Annotated in this window: 15 protein-coding genes and 1 rRNA gene; 4 read left to right on the top strand and 12 right to left on the bottom strand. The window is 47.0% G+C overall.

What is annotated here, in order from left to right; translation table 11 throughout:
- Positions 1-68: ribosomal RNA gene (locus ABEW32_RS01210) — 16S ribosomal RNA — on the bottom strand; the annotation flags it as partial.
- A 1,267-nt stretch (positions 69-1,335) separates the two neighbouring features.
- Positions 1,336-2,082: a type I methionyl aminopeptidase gene (map, locus tag ABEW32_RS01205; protein WP_430183938.1), complete on the bottom strand. Its 747-nt coding sequence runs from the start codon at positions 2,080-2,082 to the stop codon at positions 1,336-1,338.
- Positions 2,083-2,274: 192 nt separating this feature from the next.
- On the opposite strand from map, the gene ABEW32_RS01200 reads away from it, so the two are divergent.
- Positions 2,275-2,970, top strand: a complete 696-nt coding sequence (locus tag ABEW32_RS01200) for a GntR family transcriptional regulator (RefSeq protein WP_430183936.1) — start codon at positions 2,275-2,277, stop codon at positions 2,968-2,970.
- 237 nt (positions 2,971-3,207) lie between these two features.
- On the top strand, positions 3,208-4,755 hold the full coding sequence (gene gntK, locus ABEW32_RS01195; protein WP_430183934.1) for a gluconokinase: 1,548 nt from the start codon (positions 3,208-3,210) through the stop codon (positions 4,753-4,755).
- A 218-nt stretch (positions 4,756-4,973) separates the two neighbouring features.
- Here the strand turns inward: gntK and ABEW32_RS01190 are convergent, their stop codons facing one another.
- The 3 genes from ABEW32_RS01190 to ABEW32_RS01180 form a co-directional block, all read right to left on the bottom strand.
- Positions 4,974-5,093, bottom strand: a complete 120-nt coding sequence (locus tag ABEW32_RS01190; RefSeq protein ID WP_013369112.1) for a hypothetical protein — start codon at positions 5,091-5,093, stop codon at positions 4,974-4,976.
- Between the two features lie 158 nt (positions 5,094-5,251).
- Positions 5,252-5,812, bottom strand: coding sequence for an RNA 2'-phosphotransferase (locus ABEW32_RS01185; RefSeq protein WP_430183932.1), 561 nt, complete (start codon positions 5,810-5,812; stop codon positions 5,252-5,254).
- A gap of 337 nt (positions 5,813-6,149) precedes the next feature.
- Entirely contained in the window at positions 6,150-6,965 is an 816-nt protein-coding gene (locus ABEW32_RS01180) for a MerR family transcriptional regulator (protein ID WP_430183930.1), read from the bottom strand.
- Between the two features lie 537 nt (positions 6,966-7,502).
- On the opposite strand from ABEW32_RS01180, the gene ABEW32_RS01175 reads away from it, so the two are divergent.
- The gene (locus tag ABEW32_RS01175) at positions 7,503-8,459 is read left to right on the top strand and encodes an L-lactate dehydrogenase (RefSeq protein WP_430183928.1); all 957 of its coding nucleotides are present in this window, start codon (positions 7,503-7,505) and stop codon (positions 8,457-8,459) included.
- Positions 8,460-8,565: 106 nt separating this feature from the next.
- Here ABEW32_RS01175 and ABEW32_RS01170 read toward each other — a convergent pair whose 3' ends face one another.
- From ABEW32_RS01170 to ABEW32_RS01150, 5 genes are read right to left on the bottom strand one after another with little or no spacing between them, the layout of a single operon-like run.
- Positions 8,566-9,294 carry an ABC transporter permease gene (locus tag ABEW32_RS01170; RefSeq protein ID WP_017427211.1) on the bottom strand — a complete coding sequence of 243 codons (729 nt, stop codon included), beginning with the start codon at positions 9,292-9,294 and terminating at the stop codon, positions 8,566-8,568.
- Positions 9,294-10,010: an ABC transporter permease gene (locus tag ABEW32_RS01165; protein ID WP_430183926.1), complete on the bottom strand. Its 717-nt coding sequence runs from the start codon at positions 10,008-10,010 to the stop codon at positions 9,294-9,296. Before ABEW32_RS01165 ends, ABEW32_RS01170 begins: the two co-directional genes overlap by 1 nt.
- Positions 10,007-10,924: an ABC transporter ATP-binding protein gene (locus tag ABEW32_RS01160; protein WP_430183924.1), complete on the bottom strand. Its 918-nt coding sequence runs from the start codon at positions 10,922-10,924 to the stop codon at positions 10,007-10,009. Before ABEW32_RS01160 ends, ABEW32_RS01165 begins: the two co-directional genes overlap by 4 nt.
- A 59-nt stretch (positions 10,925-10,983) precedes the next feature.
- On the bottom strand, positions 10,984-12,414 hold the full coding sequence (locus tag ABEW32_RS01155) for a sensor histidine kinase (RefSeq protein WP_430183922.1): 1,431 nt from the start codon (positions 12,412-12,414) through the stop codon (positions 10,984-10,986).
- On the bottom strand, positions 12,414-13,088 hold the full coding sequence (locus tag ABEW32_RS01150; RefSeq protein WP_430183920.1) for a response regulator transcription factor: 675 nt from the start codon (positions 13,086-13,088) through the stop codon (positions 12,414-12,416). Before ABEW32_RS01150 ends, ABEW32_RS01155 begins: the two co-directional genes overlap by 1 nt.
- A 149-nt stretch (positions 13,089-13,237) precedes the next feature.
- Here ABEW32_RS01150 and ABEW32_RS01145 point away from each other — a divergent pair, with 149 nt between their 5' ends.
- Entirely contained in the window at positions 13,238-15,040 is a 1,803-nt protein-coding gene (locus ABEW32_RS01145; protein ID WP_430183918.1) for an alpha-glycosidase, read from the top strand.
- 509 nt (positions 15,041-15,549) lie between these two features.
- On the opposite strand, the gene ABEW32_RS01140 is transcribed toward ABEW32_RS01145, so the two are convergent.
- Positions 15,550-16,701: a response regulator gene (locus tag ABEW32_RS01140; protein ID WP_430183916.1), complete on the bottom strand. Its 1,152-nt coding sequence runs from the start codon at positions 16,699-16,701 to the stop codon at positions 15,550-15,552.
- A gap of 153 nt (positions 16,702-16,854) precedes the next feature.
- Positions 16,855-19,998, bottom strand: coding sequence for an ATP-binding protein (locus ABEW32_RS01135; protein WP_430183914.1), 3,144 nt, complete (start codon positions 19,996-19,998; stop codon positions 16,855-16,857).
- Positions 19,999-20,050 lie beyond the last annotated feature (52 nt).

The raw sequence follows: 20,050 nt of genomic DNA, 5'->3' as shown, positions 1-20,050 counted from the left end.
CGCTCGACTTGCATGTATTAGGCACGCCGCCAGCGTTCGTCCTGAGCCAGGATCAAACTCTCCATTAAAGACCAACCGAAGTTGGTTTATCGAAAGAGCGATTAGCTCATTTTGAAACTGACGAGATAAAATATCTCATTGTTGATTTTGCGAACAAAATCATTTACTCACTCGTTGTTCAGTTTTCAAAGATCAAATTCTTTTTCACTGCGTTTTTCAGCAGCTATAAGATCATATCATGTTCGTTTCGAAAATGCAAGGGTTATTTTTTTCTTTTATTTCGAAGATCATTTCACCCTGTTTATCTTCTTTTGAAACGGCTGTTTTGTTGTCAGCTCAAATAATATATCATTTTTCTCCGACAATTACTACATGTAAATATTACCACTTCATAATCGGTAAACAACTTTCCTAAATCATTTCATTATCTCTTGTTCAGATTGCCAGCAGCGGTATTGAAAGAAGCTTGGTCTTTGCTCGGCAGACAGTATAAGCATATCTACATACGTCTCGTTCCTGTTTTAAAAAAGGGACTATTAATATCGGAACGTGAAATAGACTAATCTAGAATAGTACCTAATAAGGATACTCTAGGAACGACTAAAAGATATACCAGCCCTTCTTTTTATAAAGGCAACCCTATGTTTTCGAGCCTCTATGTGGGTATACTTTCTCTTTTTTACGACGTCATCGATGCAAACACGAGTTATGCTGAATTTGTACCAATGAAGCGAGCTGGAGTCCAAGAGAGATTGCAAATGGCACTGCTGGACTTCCCTCTGACAAAGCTTCCTATATAAAGGGAACTACGTTATCAGTTGATGACGGCTCGGTACTTTTAAAAGTACTATATGACTTATGCATATATGCGAACCTAACCGCCAGACTATTTATAGAAGCAAGTGTTAACAAATTTTTAGAAGCACAAGCGAATTTGTAGAAGCCAGCTGACCAGACGACTGTAGTGATCCAGCACAAAAAAAGGCCTGGCATAAATACGCTGACACATTACCTACGACTTATGAGATTAAGGGTATAAACAAGAGTATCCTCGATGCTAGCCATCAGACTACTCCAACAAAAGCCGATGGGCAACCACGTGAAATCGTGCCTTTACGCGGTTGCTTCTGCAGTGTTATTCCCTTTCGCCTAACTGCTGTGTCATTCCTCACGTAGTCACCCGTCCCACTTAGTATATAGAAGTAAGATGCACGAAAATAAGTAAAAGTAGTCTCCCGCAATGCAAAAGAGGCCGCCCTCTGGACAGCCTCTTTTCTGTAATAGGTCTAACTCATTTGATTCGTAAGTCTTTATGCTACTAATGGATGCCTGCTATTATTGCTGAGTCAAAATGATTGGACCCTCTGCTGTAATTGCCAGCGTATGCTCGTATTGTGCCGACAAACCGCCGTCCAACGTACGTGCGGTCCAGCCGTCCGCATCAATTTTACTGCGGTATGTGCCTGTGTTGAGCATCGGCTCAATTGTAATGACCATCCCCTCTTTCAAGCGTGGTCCACGGTGTGGAGGCCCGTAATGTGGGACCTGCGGTTGCTCATGCATTTCTTCCCCGATGCCATGCCCAATAAATTCACGCACGACCGAGAAGCCTTCCGCTTCCGCGTAAGTTTGGATCGCATGGGAAATATCTCCGATCCGGTTACCAACAACAGCTTGCTCAATCCCTTTATACAGAGACTCTTTGGTAACGTCCAACAGCTTTTGTGCCTGCTCAGACACATTCCCAACCGCGTACGACCAAGCTGAGTCTGCCAGCCAGCCATTGAGGTTCACAACCATGTCGATCGTCACGATGTCGCCGTCCTTCAATGGTGTTTTGTTCGGAAAACCGTGGCAAATCACATCATTAGGTGAGCCACAAGTTGCAAACTGGTAGCCATTATAACCTTTTTGCTCTGGCGTCGCGCCATGCTTCTTCATAAATGACTCTGCAAAAGCGTCGATTTCCAATGTCGTGATACCTGGCTTAATCATTTTGGCAATTTCCCGGTGACATGCAGCCAAAATTTCGCCAGCTTTTTTCATATTTTCAATTTGTTCTTTGGTCTTAATGATAATCATTAAATGTTCTCCTTCTTATCCGTGTTCGTTCCACTTTTCACTGTTTCTTTTTTCTGCTTCTATTGTAACGCTAAAAGCTGTGAAATGGAACCGATGTCAATTGATACCGTTTACAAGGGTCTAATCGGGGGTTATAATACTCCATAATTTGTATACAAGTATGCAAAATTATTTGCAGGATAGGAGTATTCTATGAAATATCCAACAGCCTGGTTACAGGGCGCATCGCTTGGGGAAAGGATTGCCTGTGAACTCCGGCTTCAGGTTATACGTGGTATGCAGACACCCGGCACTGTTCTATCTGAGAATCAGATTGCTACCGATTTTGGTACTAGTCGTTCTCCTGTACGCGAAGCCATGAAAGTGCTCTCAGGAGAAGGCCTTATTCGCTTGGAGCGCATGGGGGCGGTTGTAATCGGCATGACACCCAGCGATATGGAGGAGCTATTTGACGTACGAATGCTAATCGAGCATTTTGTTGTTCAAAGGTATGTACATAGGGATAATACCATGTTAGTAACCACTTTAAATCAGATGATCGACAAAATGGAAGTCGCTCTCAAGCACAGGGATATCGCTGAATTTTCTCTTCAAGATTTTAATTTTCATGAAGCTCTAGTTCTGGAAGCAGGCCATACCCGTATTCTCCATACCTGGAATGGCATGAGACAGTTAATCCTGACGGTTATGCTGGCTGCGACTGAGCAACGATTTGCGTCCAACATCGAAGAATCTCAAGTCACGATTCACAAGCACCGCACCTTTGCAAATGCGTTAAACCAAGGGAATGCTCAGGAGTTGTCGCGACTTATTGAGGAACACTACCGAGACACCCGCAACGCGGTTAACGATAGCGTCTTATTCTCTTATAGAAAGACATCTCCCTAGCCGTGACGTGCCTGGCAAAGAGCCCACGCACCGTGTCTTTATGTGTACTCCAGCGACACGGTTTTCTTTTAGATTAAATTGTCGACAAGTATACATTTATCTATACATATTGTGGCCTGTACTCCTCTGAAATGTTAGGACTCCCTCCTCCTCTAGTCGCTTTCAGTTTGATTATGCTGATGAATGTGTTAATTTAACGATAATGAGCTATAAAGGTAAGTAGAGGGGAGAATGAACATGAGCGACAATCGCTATATGATCGGCGTCGATATCGGCACGACCAGTACCAAGGCTGTGCTTTTCGAAGAGAACGGCAATATTGCTGCGCAGCATCATGTGGGCTATCCACTCCACACACCTGAGCCGGATGCGGCAGAACAGGACCCTGAAGATATTTTTAAAGCTGTCATAACGACGGTGCAAGAGGTCATGACACAAAGCAGAGTACCCGCCGAAGATGTGCTGTTCGTCTCCTTCAGCTCAGCTATGCACAGCATACTTGCGGTGGACAGAAGTGGCAAGCCACTGACTGCCTCCATCACTTGGGCAGATAATCGTAGTGCCAAATGGGCTGAAGCGCTCAAGCATAAATACAACGGACACGATATTTATTTACGCACCGGAACGCCCATTCATCCCATGTCACCACTGACGAAACTGATGTGGATTACACGGGATTTACCGGATGTCGCGGCCCAGACCTACAAATTTATTTCTATAAAGGAATACGTCTTCGCCCGGTTATTCCACCAATATGTCGTGGATCACTCGATCGCTTCTGCGACCGGACTCATGAATTTGAAGCAACTGGATTGGGACGAGGAAGCGCTCACTATTGCAGGGGTGAGGAAGGAGCAGCTGTCTGAGCTGGTGCCGACAACTCATGTGCTGAAAGGACTGGATGCGACCTATGCACATGACATGGGCTTATTGGAGACGACCCCTTTTGTAGTCGGAGCCAGTGACGGTGTCTTGTCCAACCTCGGTGTGAATGCGATCAAACCTGGGGTTGTCGCTGTTACCATCGGCACCAGCGGAGCTATCCGTACTGTAGTTGATAAGCCTCTCACCGATGACAAAGGGCGCTTTTTCTGTTACGCCTTGACCGAAAAACTGTGGGTCATCGGCGGCCCGGTGAACAACGGCGGAATCGTGTTCCGCTGGATACGGGATGAATTTGCTGCCTCTGAGGTGGAAACTGCCAAACGCCTGGGAATTGATCCGTATCATGTACTGACCCAAATCGCGGAACAGGTACGTCCCGGCTCGGACGGTCTTCTTTTCCTTCCGTATTTATCTGGCGAACGCGCGCCTCTATGGGACCCAAACGCGCGCGGCTCCTTCTTTGGCCTGTCCCTGCGTCACAAAAAAGAGCATATGATTCGCGCCGCACTGGAGGGTGTACTGTTCAATCTGTACACAGTCATGCTCGCCATGGAGGAAGTCATCGACAGACCGTCAGTCATTCATGCCACAGGTGGATTTGCACGTTCGGAGCTATGGAGGCAGCTTATGGCGGATATTTTTGATCAGGAAGTCATTATTCCCGAAAGTCTGGAAAGCTCATGCCTGGGTGCAGCTATTCTAGGCTTGTATGCGCTGGGGCGAATTGACTCGCTAGATGCAGTATCCGGTATGATCGGCACCACTCACCAGCATAAACCTGCACCAGAGCATGTAAATATTTATCGCGATTTACTGCCGATTTATATTCGTATTTCGCGTAAATTTGAAGAAGAGTTCAAGGATATTGCGGAATTCCAGGCCAAGTCCCTACAATCTTGAATCACAAGGATAAACACCGTCATTACTCCAATTCTTAGCCACACTACAAGAAGCAGTGACGGAATACAATGTAATGTAAACCAAGCAGCAAGCGATAGACTCCTTAAACGTATAAAGCGAAGACCCTTCTCATCAAGGGCCTTCGCTTTATTGTTGTGCGCCCTTCGTTACGCCAAGCAACATCAGTGCATTTTACAAGAAATCGGCTATGGCCGAAATTACAGAAACAGTGTTTTAGAGATGATCACCAGCAAAATAAACAGTACCAGAATCGCCCCTACAGAGGTCCAGGCACCTACACCGCAACCCATACCGCCTACTCCACACATATGACTCATTTACAACACTCCCTTCGCTCATTTACAGGTTCATTGTATGTAGACCTAGCCTAATGTGTAAGGGGGGCATTCCCCCATTTTTGCGGCGAATGCCTGTTTATTTTTAGGGACTGGCTTTTGGGAATATATATAGGTTACCATTGTACTGCTTGTACTGATTAATCATTTGAATCGTCAACATTGCACAATTCCCAGGGAATCCACTCGGCAAGCCACACCTCATGACCTGCATAATAAAAAGCGATGCCCTCTTCTCTTGCTTTAATCGTGTTTATCTTGAGCATGACCAATTCACCTCTTCGGCCCCCGGCTAATGCTGCAAAGTCAGTGCTCTCAGATAAATGTACATACTGTCTGCCAACAGGATCTAAACCATCTGCCATAATAAACGGCAATGCTTGCTGATTCGTACCATGGTATAGCACATCTGGTGGATTACCAGGAGTATACTCTATTTTTTGATAGCTATGTCCATATCTAGCTCTAATTCTACCGTTATGGATTTCAAAACGCTGCTTATCTGAATTGCGAACGATCCGCTCAATATCAATCTGCTTTACACCTGACCAGCCTGGCAAGCTTTGAATGATTTGAAGTAAGTGTTCTACAGTACAGGAGCCATCTGTCACGTCTAGCTTAAGACCAGATTCCTCGGGCTTGTGTCGCAGCATTTTGCTCATTATTTTACTTAGCTTCACATCTTCCTTTTGTTTCTTCATCGAATTTCTCCTGCCTTTAACATAAGAGTTTCATCCATAATCGTTTCTTTTGTATCCTTCTCCAAGTCATGTATGCTCGTACTCTTTTTATTTAAATGATATGTTTATCTATTACTGATGTTAATAGTAACTCAAATATGTTATCTATGATCCTGTTATTTCTCTATTTCTCCATCAAAAAGCATTTTGAAATATACGCAACTATTAATTAGAAGCAATCTTCGAAGCAGGTCAGACCCTATCGCCCCCTATCTCAAAGCGAATGAAAACACAGTACGCTAAAAAGACCATCAGAACCAAATAGGTCTGATGGCCTTTTTAGACAAAATAATGATCATTATGCCTCTCTACGGCTGCGCGGTGTTAGACCGAGCCAGGACAACAGCGAACTGCGTGTTTTGCGTTGTCGTCCCTGGTAGGTACGTAAATTGGTGATTAACTGCCGATCCCGTTCTTCCTCCACCCGTTCCTTCATCCAACGTTTATGGTCCTCCAGTTGGTTAGCTAAGCTAACATTTTTCTCCACCAAACGGCTGTGCTCTGCTTCCAGTTCTTCCAAGCGGCTTCGCATTTCTAACAAAGCGGTTTGCACCATATCCTGCATCTGCGCCAGTTCTTGCTGTTCTACGGACTCCTGCGTTTGTACAGATACAGATGCTTGCTCCAATCTATATTCAATGGTTGGTGTCAAAGTCTGGAGCTGCTCCTGCGGCTGTATCGGTTCCTCAGATAGTTCCTGAACATTCATTTCATCCTGAAACTCTGTCAGCTCAACTGTAACAGCAGCTTGTGTCTGAACGGTCGCTTCTTCTCTGCCCTCAGCCGCCGCCATTATTTCTTGCCAGGTTGCGGTCAGTGACTCAGCATCCGAGACGGGTGGCAAGTGGAATTCCTCATCCTCCTGTTGAAAGGGAGCTGTTATTCTCTCAAGTACCAATTGAACTGATTGCTCCATCGTCATATGCTGCTCACGCAACGCTCTTCGCATCACCTTCAAGCATTCAACATCTCCGGCACTGAACATTCTTGACTGATTAGCGGAACGCTGAAACACATAACCTTGTTCCTCCAGCGCCGCTGCATATTTACGAAGGGTACTCGCCCCGATTCCCAGTCGCTTTGCTGCTTCCGTCGTCGACTTGCTTTCTTCCATTTAATCATTACCTCCCTGGATGGTATGGAAAGAAATAAGCTTGTATATGTAGAATTCGCGAAAGCCATTGGAAATCCTTTGGCAAAATTGTTCTAATATTGCTGACTACTAAGAACCTTTGTCATAAACGAATAAATTAAAAAAATACAAGAAGCGACATCGCTGAGAACACCTCTGTACTGTATACTCTTGTGATTCTTCAAGAGCGTCACATAAATGTCATACTTTCATTGTTATCATGGCAGCATTTCTACCATGTATATAAATCATGTTATAATTTATACGGAAATAATTTATAAATCAATGGATACAATACATCCTGTCTTCCAAATAAAAACTTTGCTAATTCACGCTTATTCTTTTAATTCATCCTCAATTACTCCCCCTATTCTCCGTTCATTTTTAATTTATCGGAATCAAGACAAAAAAATGGATATTTTCAAAAGATCAGCAATATGTTATGTTATGTAACGTAAAATGGATTTCAGGCATAATTTGTAGCATATTAACGTTCGCTGGAACGAGGAGGAAACATAAATGAAGGGGAAGGCAAGGAAAGTAGCGATTGTCGGCGCGGGAATGGTCGGTTCGAGCTGTGCCTACTCAATGGTCAATCAGTCCATTTGTGATGAAATCATGATGATTGACCGCACGTATGATCGGGCTTTAGCCCATGCACTGGATCTGTCCCATTGTATGGATTTTACGTCTACACGCACCAAGGTCCGTGCAGGCACATATGCAGACTGCACAGATATGGATGTTGTGATTATAACTGCTGGGTCCAACCCCAAACCCGGTCAAGACCGCCTGTCTGTATTGGACGATGCCGTGCATATCACCAGAGAGATTGTAACAGCTATTATGGAGGGCGGTTTCGACGGTATTTTTGTTGTTGCCGCTAATCCTGTCGACATTGTCACTTACCTTGTGCAGAGCATATCTGGATTGCCGCGCAATAAGGTAATCGGCACGGGCACCTCTATTGATTCATCCCGACTCAAGACGTTGCTTTCCGAAGTATTTTCCATAGATCCACGCAGTGTACAGGGGTATGCCTTGGGCGAGCATGGCGAATCCCAATTCGTGGCCTGGTCGCATGTTACGATTGGCGGCAAGCCGCTCTTGCACATTTTGCGTCAGCATAAGGAACGGTTCAGGCACGTTGATCTGGATGACATCGCCCGTAAAACAAGGGATGCCGGTTGGGAGATTTTCACCCGCAAAGGTGCCACTTATTTTGGTATTGCCAATGCGCTGGCTTACGTTACCCGTTCCATCTTAAATGACGACGGTAAAATTATAGCGATCTCTGCCGTATTGGATGGCGAGTATGGTCACACTGATGTCTGCACGGGCGTTCCAGCAATCATTGGCAGTAAAGGAATTCAGGAGATCATCGAGCTTGAGCTGAGCCCAGAAGAGCAAGCCAAGTTCGACGCCTCTTGCCACCTGATCAGCGATAATATTCGCGCTATTTCAGGCTTAGTGTAAGCCAATAGAGTAAGTGCCTTATTCGGAACACGAACCCTCAGCATAGCAAAAAAACTCCTTACCCTCTTTTTAGGATAAGGAGTTTTTTCAGTTCCCATATTTCGTCTTATATCTCTTTATAACGAAATATCATCAGACCAGCAAACGCAAACACGACAAAGCTACCCAGTACCACCATCAACAGTGTATCTGTTGGCACCATGAACGCCCCGAAATTGTCTCCCCCACTCGGCATCATCGCCAATAGAGGCTGTGTCCATGGATAGTATGGACCATAGGTCTGAGAGTTGGCGACCAGCATATTGGGCACGGTGAAGACGAAATTCAAAGCAAGCGGTGCAGCAAAGCTAGACCACAAAAAGGACACCATCAGCTGCAGGGCAGCCAGCGGCAGACAAGCAACCCAGCCTGCAAGCAGGCTTTGGGCGATCACGGCCCAAGGGATCGGTCCGTTCATCCCCTGCACAGCTCCAACACCCAGCAGCGCTCCTCCAAACAGCAGCTGAGTCAGTCCGACCATAGCCATGATGATGGTCAGCTTGGCTGCGTACAACCCCGTGCGAGACAACGGCAACGACATCAGTTGCTTCCAGCCGCCACCCCCATGCTCAAAACGACAGACAAGAGACCCAAACACGGCGGTCAGCATCGGCAGGAACAGCATTGCATGTATTGTAAGCATAGCAGCCAGCAGCAACAGCCAGTTTCCTCCCGGATTCGCCAGCAAACCAATCAGGACGGCAATCGCTGGACTGACGAGCGCGAGCAGCCAGACGGGCGATTTTGCTATTTTCATGCGTTCGACAGAAAGTAGCCGCACGTATCCTCCAAGCATTACGCCACATCCTTTCGGCTAAAATGAGCTGCGGTCAGCAGGCTGAGAATTGCACCTGTTCCGCATCCGATGGACGCAAATATCCACGCTTGTGGCGCAACCCATGCGAATTGCGGCCAAGCCAGCGGAAACCATTCGGACAACTGGGAAGCAAACAAGCTCCCAATGCCTAACGTAATGCCCAGTGTTACAGGTAGCGCTTGATTATGGAACGTGACCGTTAGCCACAACAACAATACAAGTATAGGCAGCGTGCCACCCAAGGGCCAAAACCCGAGCCGCAGTAGCTCCCCTATCGGTGCGGGTTCTCCCCCAAAACCAAGAAGCATCCCCAATGTCCAAGTCCCTGCTGTTAAGAGTAGACAGGACACGCACAGCATTCCAATGGCCATTGTTAGCTTGGCCATATAGACACTACATTTAGAAATAGGCAAAGCCAGCAGTTGCTTCCATGAGTTAGATGTATGCTCCACATTCGCCAACATGGAAGCGACCATCGTGGCTCCTAGCACCAGTGCAAGGGGAACAAACAGCGCGATGTTATCCATCAAGCTTTCCCATAAGCGGCCCTTGTATCGCGGAATCAGATAGTCATAGCGGAATCCGAAATTCAGTCCCTGCATGGCCACCAGCCCAAGAGGACCGAGGAATACCAGGAACCAGATTCCCTTTCTGCGTGCTTTGAGCAGATCCGCTGTCAGCGCTCGCAGCATCATAGGGAGCCTCCTCCTTTGCCCACCACCTGCATGAACATATCCTCCAGCGATTTGCGGCGTTCCTCCACACGATATACGGCATGTGTGTTTTCCACCAATCTTCTGACCAGCAGCGCAACAGCCGCGTCATTCATGTTGTCAAAATCCAGCGCCGACCCGTTCTTCACTGAATGGTAGCCCTGCTCACGTGCAATGAATTGGGCTGCTTCCGGCTCCGATACTACGATCCGAATCCCCCCTGCGGACTCCTGACGGAGATTGTGAATTGTATTTTGGAAGACCAGCTGTCCTTCACGGATAATGCCGACAGTATTAGCCATATGCTCTACCTCGCTCAGCAGATGGCTGGATACCAGTACAGTGATCCCCCGCTGCTTGGGCATTGCCTGTATCAATTCGCGCATTTCCTGGATGCCCTCAGGGTCCAAGCCATTCGTGGGCTCGTCCAAAATAAGCACTTCGGGATTACCGAGCAGGGCTGCTGCGATACCAAGTCTCTGCTTCATGCCCAGCGAGTAGCCTTTAACCGGGCGTTTCGCGTGCTTGGTCAGCCGAACGACCTCCAATACTTCCGCGATGTTCTCTTTTGGCACATTCAAAATACGACGGATAGCCTCCAGATTTTCGATGGCGTTCAAATGACCATAATATGAAGGATATTCTACCAATGAACCGACTTTACGCAAAATATCGAGTCTATGTCTGCGGATATCTTTGCCGAATATGCGGATCGTTCCTCGGGTTGGACGAATAAGCCCAAGCAGCATGCGGATTGTTGTCGTTTTCCCCGCTCCATTGGGACCGAGAAATCCGTAAATATCTCCCCGTGCTATTTTCAGGTCCAGCTGATTAACCGCGGCGCGGCCTTTGTATATTTTGCTGAGACTGTTCGTTTCAATAATTGATTCGTTCAAGTTCCTCACCTCGACACCTATCATAACGTGCCAAGTTTAAAGCCAAGGGAACTCTGAGTTTAAGTTTTGTTTAAAAAACGGATTTGTGTCCCGGCTGATGAACTAGAAATCTCCCTCTCCAAATTCATTTCGCGCGCCAAGAGCTCTGTAATCGCCAGGCCAATTCCAGCTCCTTTTTCACTGGATTGTTGTTCCATTCCCGGGCCTTTATCTGTGATGACCAGTACCTCTCTTCCATTATCCTTCTGTACTTGAATACCGATATATCGACCGGAGGCGGCATGCCGAACTACATTTTGGAAAAGATTATCCAGCAGACGGCGGAAGCCTTGCTCATCGACAGTCCACACCATACTATGCTCGGGCAGGTCGATATCCACTTCAAAGCCTTCCTTTTCCCACACTGGATACCAGCTGGCCGCACACTCGCGAACCAGCCGCAAAATATCACGTGGTTCGTTATTCATGGTGTATTTTCCACTGGATAGGAGATTATAGGTAAGCAAGTTATCTAGCAGACTTCCAAGGTCTTTTAACTTATTTTCCATTAGTGTAATCGACTGCTTCCCTTTGCTGCTCAGATTTTCCACATCCAGTGTATACAAATGACTGCGCACGACTGTAAGCGGTGTTCGAATGTCGTGTGACAGATCGGCAACCAGTCTCTTCCGCAGCTCCTCCTCCTGTCGCTCACGTCCTCGACTCTCTGCCAACTGCTCAACCATCCGATTAAACGCCTCCTCCAGTTTGCCGATTTCATCCGAACGCCCGGTGGCAACGAGGATGGGTAACCCATCCTCTCCCCGCTGCGACATGGCGGCCTGAAGCTGCAACAGCCTCCGCCGAATGCCTCCAAAAAACAGAAGAGATATGAATATAAAAGCTCCCAGAACCAATAGAATAAAGAGGAGATAGTACATCAACATGCCATTTTCATTAGACGACTGCTCAAAGAACGAACGGGGCACTTTTAACACCATATAACCCTGATCCACATCATCCTTGCCCCCGCCAATAAAGGCCACGACTGTAAACGGTCCCTCATAGCCGGCTTGCTTCATAAAGGCTATAGCCTGCGCCGCGCTCCATTGTTTTGGAATGGTAGGTTGCGTAGGCAGCTCCAGTCTGGTTAACCCTGCGGTATCGACCCAAAATATTTGTGAATCCGGGAACATATCCCGCTGTATTTTGCGCAGATGGGCAGAGATTTGCTCGGGGGTAGCCCCCTTCAAGGCTATAGCTTCTCGATGCCAGCTATTTTCAGTATAGGTCGTAGAGGGATAGTGAGGGTTCCTAGGCTTGATATCGGTCTGCAAATTTAACAGTATGCTATATATTAAGGTTGTAACAGGCAATACAATGGGCAACAGCACCATAGCAAACACAATAATGACCAGATAGCGAAACAACAGTGAATTACGAAACCGCCCTCTATGGCCTGAATGGGAACTGCGACGCAACCTTGCCCACCTCTTACGCTTATCGCTCATTATGCTTTCACCCGGTAACCCACACCACGGATCGTCTCAATAATACGAGGTGTCGCAGGATCAATCTCCAGCTTTTCCCGCAAGTGCCTGATATGCACCATTAAGGTTTTGTCACCGTCGATATACGGATCTCCCCAGACTGCCTCATACATTTGTTCTTTCGTCATAATCTGGCCCAAATGCCGCAGCAAATAAGCAAAAATATGATATTGCTTGCCAGTCAGCGTAATTTCCTCCCCGGTATCACGATTCACAATACGATTATCTGGAGGAAACACCGACAGGTGCCCCAGTTGTAGAGATTCTTCGGACACGCTTCCTGATCGCCGCAGCAAAATTTCCATACGTGCTATGAGTTCGTCGGGGTGAAATGGCTTTGTCACATAATCGTCAGCAAAATCCAGTCCTTGCAGCTTATCATCAATGGACGTACGGGCAGACAACATGAGAATAGGAAGCTCCGGGTGCTCTTTCTTGAGCCGCTTCCCAATAGTGAACCCATCCAGACCAGGTAACATCACATCCAAAATCACGAGTTGGCACGTATCAGCTGCTTCCACAGCCCCATCCCCACTGCGAAGCCAGGTTACATTGTAATTCCGCTCTTCCAAATACTGATGCGTCCAAGCACCAATATCTTGGTCATCCTCGATGTACAGCACATTTCTTTTCATAATAGACACCTACTTATCGTTTTTCTTTTATGTAATGGGCATTATAGCAGTTATGGTACATAACCCACTTAAAAAGGTTAATAACTACCTTATACGACATACGCTTCATAATTTCAAACGGAGTGCACTTGAAAAAGGAGGCCTATCTGATGCTGCTGGAAGCGATATACCATCACCCGAAACGTAATTGGGCTTTTGGTTATGATGATGAAACGATAATTTTACGGCTCCGTACAAAGAAAAATGACCTGACTGCTGTTCACGTTCTTACCGTAGATAAGTACGACTGGGATCGTACTCGGCAGCTTATTCCAATGTCCAAATTTTCCACCGATGGCAGGTTCGACTATTACGAATGTACTGTAAAGCCTACTCACCGTCGGCTAAAATATGGTTTTTTGCTGGAAGACGGCGAGGAACAAATTTGGATGAATGAGGATGATTTTACCACCAACGAACCTCAGAACGCAGACAGTCTGTTCCAATATCCGTTTTTAAATCCGATTGATATTTTGAAGCCGCCCGCATGGGTGAAGAATGCTGTATTTTATCAGATTTTCCCGGAACGTTTTGCCAATGGTGACCCCTCCATTAGCCCGGAAGGTGCTGAACCCTGGGGCGGCACACCGCAAAAGGACAATTTTTTCGGTGGTGATTTACAAGGAATTCTGGATCATTTGGATCATCTGAGCGAGCTGGGGATTAACGCCATATATATGACCCCTGTCTTCAAGGCGACGACCAATCATAAATATGATACCGAGGATTATATGGAGGTGGACCCGCACTTCGGGGATAAAAAAACATTAAAAAGGCTGGTGGAGGCCTGCCATGACCGAGGAATCAGGGTCCTGCTCGATGCGGTGTTCAACCACTCGGGGCGTACTTTTAAGCCATTCGTTGATGTACTGGAGAAAGGTGAAGCCTCTCCTTATAAGGACTGGTTCCATGTACATAGCTTTCCACTCGAAGTGAACGATGGCACACCAACCTATGACACATTCGGGCTGGAACCGATGATGCCTAAGCTGAACACAGAGCATCCTGAGGTAAAAGAGTACCTGCTGAATGTGGCAAAGCATTGGATCGAGGAGATCGGTATTGACGGCTGGCGACTGGATGTGGCAGACGAGGTGGACCACGCCTTTTGGCGTGAATTCCGAACTACGGTCAAGCAAGCTAATCCAGATGCTTATATTTTGGGTGAAATGTGGAATGAATCGTCTGAGTGGCTTCAGGGCGATCAGTTTGATGCAACGATGAATTATCCGTTCACCTACGCGGTGAATGATTTTTTCGTCAAGAAAGTGACCGATGCGCAAAGCTTTGCCTTCGCCATCGGACGCCAGCTCGCCCGCTATCCGCAGCAGGCATCAGAGGTTGCCTTCAATCTGCTGGATAGTCATGATACACCGCGCTTGCTGACACTGTGCGAGGGTGACAAACGACTGATGCGGCTGGCTGCTTTGTTCCAGTTCACGTACATGGGTGCGCCCTGCATTTTTTACGGCGATGAAATCGGCCTGGATGGAGATGCCGATCCGGGCTGCCGCCAGTGCATGGAGTGGGACAGCGATAAGCAGGACCACGAGCTGTTCGACTTCTATCGTGAGCTGATAGCTCTTCGTAAGGCGCACCCTGTCCTTCGTGATCAAGGAAGCATCACTTTCCTGGAGGCACAGGCAGATGAAGCTTCGCTCGCCTACGAGCGCCGCAGCGACGAAGAGGTGCTGCTTGTACTGCTCAACCGTTCCGGTGAGAATCACGTTTTTGACTTGTCCGTTCCAGAACAGGAATGGCACTTAGCCTTTGGCGAAAGTCAGTGGTCTGTAGGATCGAAGGGACTACATGCCGAGCTTCCACCTTACGGATATGCTGTGCTGAAGGCAACGCCCGTACAGTCAGTCAACCCCGCAAAAGAAAGTGACAATAAGACGCAAAGAAAGGCATAAGCTATGTAGACGCGAATACTGACGGAAGTCCCTGCCGACTATGGAGAAAATTGAGATCGCCGGGAACAAGTTATCTAACTTATTCCCGGCGATTTTTTTTACGTTAAGGACATAGCTCTTTGTACAAGCTGATTATTTATTTTTGACATCTGTTCTTACTACCCCAACATCCGACGCATTGATAGAAATGGGGTTACCGCCTTGTCCTGTTTGAGCTGAAGAAGATTGTCTAACGTCCACCCTAATTCTTTTGCCCTTAAAGCCAGTTCGTCTCCTTTTTCCCAATGCATTGGCCTCCTCAAGTCTTCGTGGCTTCATAAACCTCTCAATTACGACCTAGCTGTGAAGAGATATGCTATATGCATATGCCGCTGAAGAAAACAGGTCCCGGCGAATATCAAGTCATAGAGAAAAGAGGCTACAAAATGCTTTCGTCCACGCAAAAAACCGCTTCAAATAAAATAACCTTGAAGCGGTTTTTGAATACCTACCTGGGCCAGTACAGCAGTCTAGGCAGGTAGCGTCTGTGTTTTTAATTGCACGTACAACTGGTGTGTCACCTGCTGCGGCTCAATCCCCAACTCGTCTTCCAATAAGCTGACGAAGCTTTCATAATGCTTCTGAGCAGCTGTATATTCTCCCAACTGGGCATAGGCTGTCAGCAGCAGACCGCAGATATCATCTGAGTATGGCTCCCGCTGCTGTAGGTTGAGCAAGCGCTGGACAGACTGCCGGGCACGACCTGAACGGAGCTCTTCTCTAGCCAGTTCTGAGGCACATGCCAGATACATATTGCGCAGCTTTTCTCTTTTTGCATACGCCCATGGGTAATCGTGCTCCTCCAGATAGTTGCCACGGTACAGAGCCAACAGGCTCTCGATACGTGGTATACCGCCGCTGCCAGATGCCGCCCACTCGGAAATTCCCCGCTCGAATAGTTCCACATCTGTAACCCAGCCATTACGGTTCAAACGATAGCGATCCAGATTGTATTCCAGCTTCGTATCTTGCATCCGTTCTTTCAATGCCTTGCGGATTTGGTAAATGGACGTGTGTAGATGAACAACAGCCTTGTCCAAATGATACTCAGGCCACAGCGCATCCAGCAATTGCTCTTTGCTAACCCATTCCCCTTCATGATGTAGCAAGAAGGAAAATAGCTCCTGTGATTTTAATGTACGCCATTTGAATGGCTTTGCTCCCACGACTCCTTGTCCATCCTCCAAGATTTCAAGCTTTTGAAAACAACGTACTTTGGGTAATTGCTCGGCCGAGACGACCGAACTGGAAGGACGGGAATCTGCCAGCATGGCTACAATCCGATCTAGTGTTTTATTAAGCCGCCGGGCATGGACAGGCTTTAACAAATAATCCAGTGCGTGCAGTTCGAATGCTTCAATAGCATATTCTGAATACGCAGTCACAAAGACGATATGAATATGTGAGTCTAGCTGTTGAATCCACTCGGCGGCCTCCAGTCCGTTCATCTCCGGCATTCCGATATCTATAAAAACAATATCCACACGCTCTGCCGCCAAATGATCTAACCCGGCTTGTGCAGATGTATATTTGCCCATAACCGTCAACCGTCCATCCGCTTCCAGCAAACGTTCCAAGTAGGTTAATGCCGATCTCTCATCATCAATCAATATCGCCTTCATCTGTATCCGCGCTCCCTTCCTGCTGCAACCATCCATCACAAAGCTCTATGACCAAGCTATCTGTTTTATCATCCGATTTTTAATCTCTTATATTTTATATATCGTATCCATACGGGTGTGACATTAGCTTTTTTGGCAGATGTACTATATTTTTTATTTATCAGCGGAGTGAGGTAAAGTCGTGTCTGGCACACGGAAGCTTATCGTCGTCCCTTGCATAGGATTGCTTTCAATCCGCAATCCTTCTCCATACAAATGGATCAGACGGCGATGAATATTACGCATTCCCACACTGGAGGATACATGCTCCTCCGACAGTAGCTGTGGCAGGCGCTCTGGTGGAATCCCTACGCCGTCATCGGTCACGCTGACCACGAAATCGGCTCCATCCTCTTGTACTCTTACGTGCACCGTTCCACCTGTGGCCCGCTGCATTACACCATGCCGTATCGCATTTTCCACGATGGGCTGAATGCTTAATGGTGGAATCAGCGACCGGATGTTCCTCCCTACCTCTACAGTCACTTGCAAACGTTCTTCGAAACGGGCTTTTTCCAGTGCCACATATGATTCTACCAATTCCAGTTCCTTGCATAGCGGCACTGTATTCTCCCTGTTCTGAAAATCAAAGCTGCCACGCAAATACTGGCTCAGCTCCATGAGCAGCTCTGCTGCCTTGTCCGGGTCTACTGCTACGGTCGAAACAATGACATTTAATGCATTGTACAGAAAGTGCGGCTTGATTTGCGCCTGTAAAAAGGCCATTTCCGAACGCACCGCTTCCTCTGCCGAATGACGCATGTTTAGCAGGGTGCGCACACGCGCCTTCAATTCCCCCGCATCAACAGGCTTACGCAGAAAGTCATTTGCTCCAGCCATAAAGCCTGCATGGATATCGCCGGGCAGATCGCGTGCCGTCAGCAGCAACACGGGTAGCTCGGAGAGAGAATACCGTTCGCGAATCCGTCGGCACAGCTCAATACCAGACATTTCTGGCATCATCCAGTCCGTAATGACCAGGTCAAATCGGGTACGACCATTCAACAGCTGAAGCGCCTCCTCAGCATGATCCACAGCCACCACGCTACAACCTGTGGTGTATAACAGTTCCTCCAGCACCCGAAGGTTAACCTCATCATCATCGACAGCCAGCACTCTGTAAGGAATATTCATAACCTGCTTCAATGCGTCCTCTTCAAGCGGACTCACATCCTGACCTAAGGTCACACCAGGCTGCAATACAGCTGCAGACCAAACATCCCTTTGAGCTTCATGTGCCGACGTTCCGGTCTCTGCTAAGGGCAGTGTAAAATAAAAGGTCGAGCCCTTACCTAATCTGGATTCTACGCGGATATGACCTCCATGCAGTTCCACTAGACGACGGGTTATGCCTAACCCCAGCCCAGTTCCACTATATCCTTCGTCCTCAGCTTTTACCCCTCGGTTAAACGGTTCAAATATGTGCGAAAGATGGTCTGGGGCAATCCCTGATCCGGTATCCTTCACACTGATTTCCATTTCACGGTTCCTCACCTTGGCAGATATTACGATTTCGCCCTCCTCCGTAAATTTCATTGCATTGCCCAATAAATTGTATAAGATCTGATTTAGCCGATCCTCATCTGCATCCACCTTGGGCAACGAATGGGGCCATTCTTTTACGAATTGGAGCTTTTTCTTACCCACTGTATGACCCAGTACCTCCAGCACAGAATTCACAGCAGCCTGTACGTTTACAGGCCGGCGACTAAGGGATAATCTTCCATTTTTTAAATTAGAAAAATCCAAAATATCGTTAATTAAATAAGACAGTCTGCGCCCTACATTCGCAATCAAGACCAAGTTATGCTTTTGCGGCTCATTGAATTGTGTCCCGTAGCGGTCTAGCATGGATTGAGCGATATTAATAATTCCATGTAGAGGAGTACGCAGCTCATGTGACGTGTTCGCCAGAAATTCGTCCTTTAATCCATCCAGTGTCAGCAACCGTCGTGACAGATTCTCAACCTCCATGAACGAATGTACAAAACGTTTGGCCAGCAGTAGCGTTTGGGCCAATACGAAAATGAGCATTTCATAGGCTGTCACCCCACGTACATCTCCCCATCCCAGAACATACACAAAACTAGTCACCACAATCATAAGAATGCTCATAATACTAATGACTAGCAGGGCAGCGTCATCCGTCCGTTGAATAAGACCACGGATCAGAATCAGTAATACGTACCCTACACTGACTACACCAAAAAGAAGAATAAACGCCTCAAAGGATGAAAGTACCAGTGTAGGCAACAGTATCCCCATACCCAGCATCAGTGCGGTTACAATATTATATAGGCGCACTACAATTCGATTCATAACAATCTGTGTCGTAAGATGAACATACCGAATCAGGAAATAGTAGAACAATGTCGAAGAGAACGATTGAATTTTCAATATCCATTCATAAGGTAAATCCGGCATTCCCCAGACTAACAGCTTCTCTCCATGTGTCAGAATGTAAAATAATGCCGCGATGCAAAAGCATGCTAAATAAAGCAGGGCCTTCTCCTTTTTACGTAAAAGGTACAGCATGATAAAAAATACGGTAGGGATAAAAAATCCTGCGATCAGTACGGTATCCTCCGCCATCGCTACTTCCCGGCTATGCGTAATACTGGAATAATCCCCAAACAGTAGCGGATAAATCATTCCACCGGAGGAATAGCTATAATTAGCCACATGCACAGTAATGTCGGCCGAATGTCCGTCTACTGCAGCAAATCCAACAAAGGGTGCGTTACCCTGCTCGCCCTTGTCGGCCGAAGCAGAAGGAATACCACTCGCCCCCACCTCTGCCCCGTTAATCCATACTCGGCTGGAGCTGCGGATATTTTGCATATGGATGCCGTACAAATTTTCCACTTTTTCAGGTAACAGTATACGGACATGGTAGGTTCCATATCCAGTCGCCTGTCCCCCAGGCATCCACTGATTCCATCTACCAGGCACTTCCACAATTTTGGCAGAAGATCCTGTGCTTATTCCCAATTTGGAAGAGTTTCGACGATTTCCCCACTTCTGATTTAGCATTTCCTGAAAAGATGAGGGCTGCAAAAGCTGATTAGGATAAAACTCCCACTCTCCTCCCAGTTGTACAGCCCCCTCCTTGTCGGGGTCCCAATTACGCAAATCAATAACGCCATTGTGAGCTTTCCAATGATTGTTTTCGGATAATACACCCGACACTAACGGATACACCGGCAACGCAACCGCAAGCAGAAGTATAATAAAAAATAAAACACCCTGTTTTTTCATAAATCCCCCGCTCTTTTCAATAACGTCTATCTTTTTGTATCGGTTATTCTAT

It is taken from the genome of Paenibacillus jamilae, assembly GCF_050482105.1.
Taxonomy (GTDB): domain Bacteria; phylum Bacillota; class Bacilli; order Paenibacillales; family Paenibacillaceae; genus Paenibacillus; species Paenibacillus jamilae_B.
Note: the sequence above shows the minus strand (reverse complement) of the source record. Positions and strands in the feature narration are given on the sequence as shown.

Excerpts from the sequence above, each read along its gene's own strand:
- map (WP_430183938.1), bottom strand. The coding sequence starts at position 2,082 with ATGATTATCATTAAGACCAAAGAACAAATTGAAAATATGAAAAAAGCT.
- ABEW32_RS01200 (WP_430183936.1), top strand. The coding sequence starts at position 2,275 with ATGAAATATCCAACAGCCTGGTTACAGGGCGCATCGCTTGGGGAAAGG.
- gntK (WP_430183934.1), top strand. The coding sequence starts at position 3,208 with ATGAGCGACAATCGCTATATGATCGGCGTCGATATCGGCACGACCAGT.
- ABEW32_RS01190 (WP_013369112.1), bottom strand. The coding sequence starts at position 5,093 with ATGAGTCATATGTGTGGAGTAGGCGGTATGGGTTGCGGTGTAGGTGCC.
- ABEW32_RS01185 (WP_430183932.1), bottom strand. The coding sequence starts at position 5,812 with ATGAAGAAACAAAAGGAAGATGTGAAGCTAAGTAAAATAATGAGCAAA.
- ABEW32_RS01180 (WP_430183930.1), bottom strand. The coding sequence starts at position 6,965 with ATGGAAGAAAGCAAGTCGACGACGGAAGCAGCAAAGCGACTGGGAATC.
- ABEW32_RS01175 (WP_430183928.1), top strand. The coding sequence starts at position 7,503 with ATGAAGGGGAAGGCAAGGAAAGTAGCGATTGTCGGCGCGGGAATGGTC.
- ABEW32_RS01170 (WP_017427211.1), bottom strand. The coding sequence starts at position 9,294 with ATGCTTGGAGGATACGTGCGGCTACTTTCTGTCGAACGCATGAAAATA.
- ABEW32_RS01165 (WP_430183926.1), bottom strand. The coding sequence starts at position 10,010 with ATGATGCTGCGAGCGCTGACAGCGGATCTGCTCAAAGCACGCAGAAAG.
- ABEW32_RS01155 (WP_430183922.1), bottom strand. The coding sequence starts at position 12,414 with ATGAGCGATAAGCGTAAGAGGTGGGCAAGGTTGCGTCGCAGTTCCCAT.
- ABEW32_RS01150 (WP_430183920.1), bottom strand. The coding sequence starts at position 13,088 with ATGAAAAGAAATGTGCTGTACATCGAGGATGACCAAGATATTGGTGCT.
- ABEW32_RS01145 (WP_430183918.1), top strand. The coding sequence starts at position 13,238 with ATGCTGCTGGAAGCGATATACCATCACCCGAAACGTAATTGGGCTTTT.
- ABEW32_RS01140 (WP_430183916.1), bottom strand. The coding sequence starts at position 16,701 with ATGAAGGCGATATTGATTGATGATGAGAGATCGGCATTAACCTACTTG.
- ABEW32_RS01135 (WP_430183914.1), bottom strand. The coding sequence starts at position 19,998 with ATGAAAAAACAGGGTGTTTTATTTTTTATTATACTTCTGCTTGCGGTT.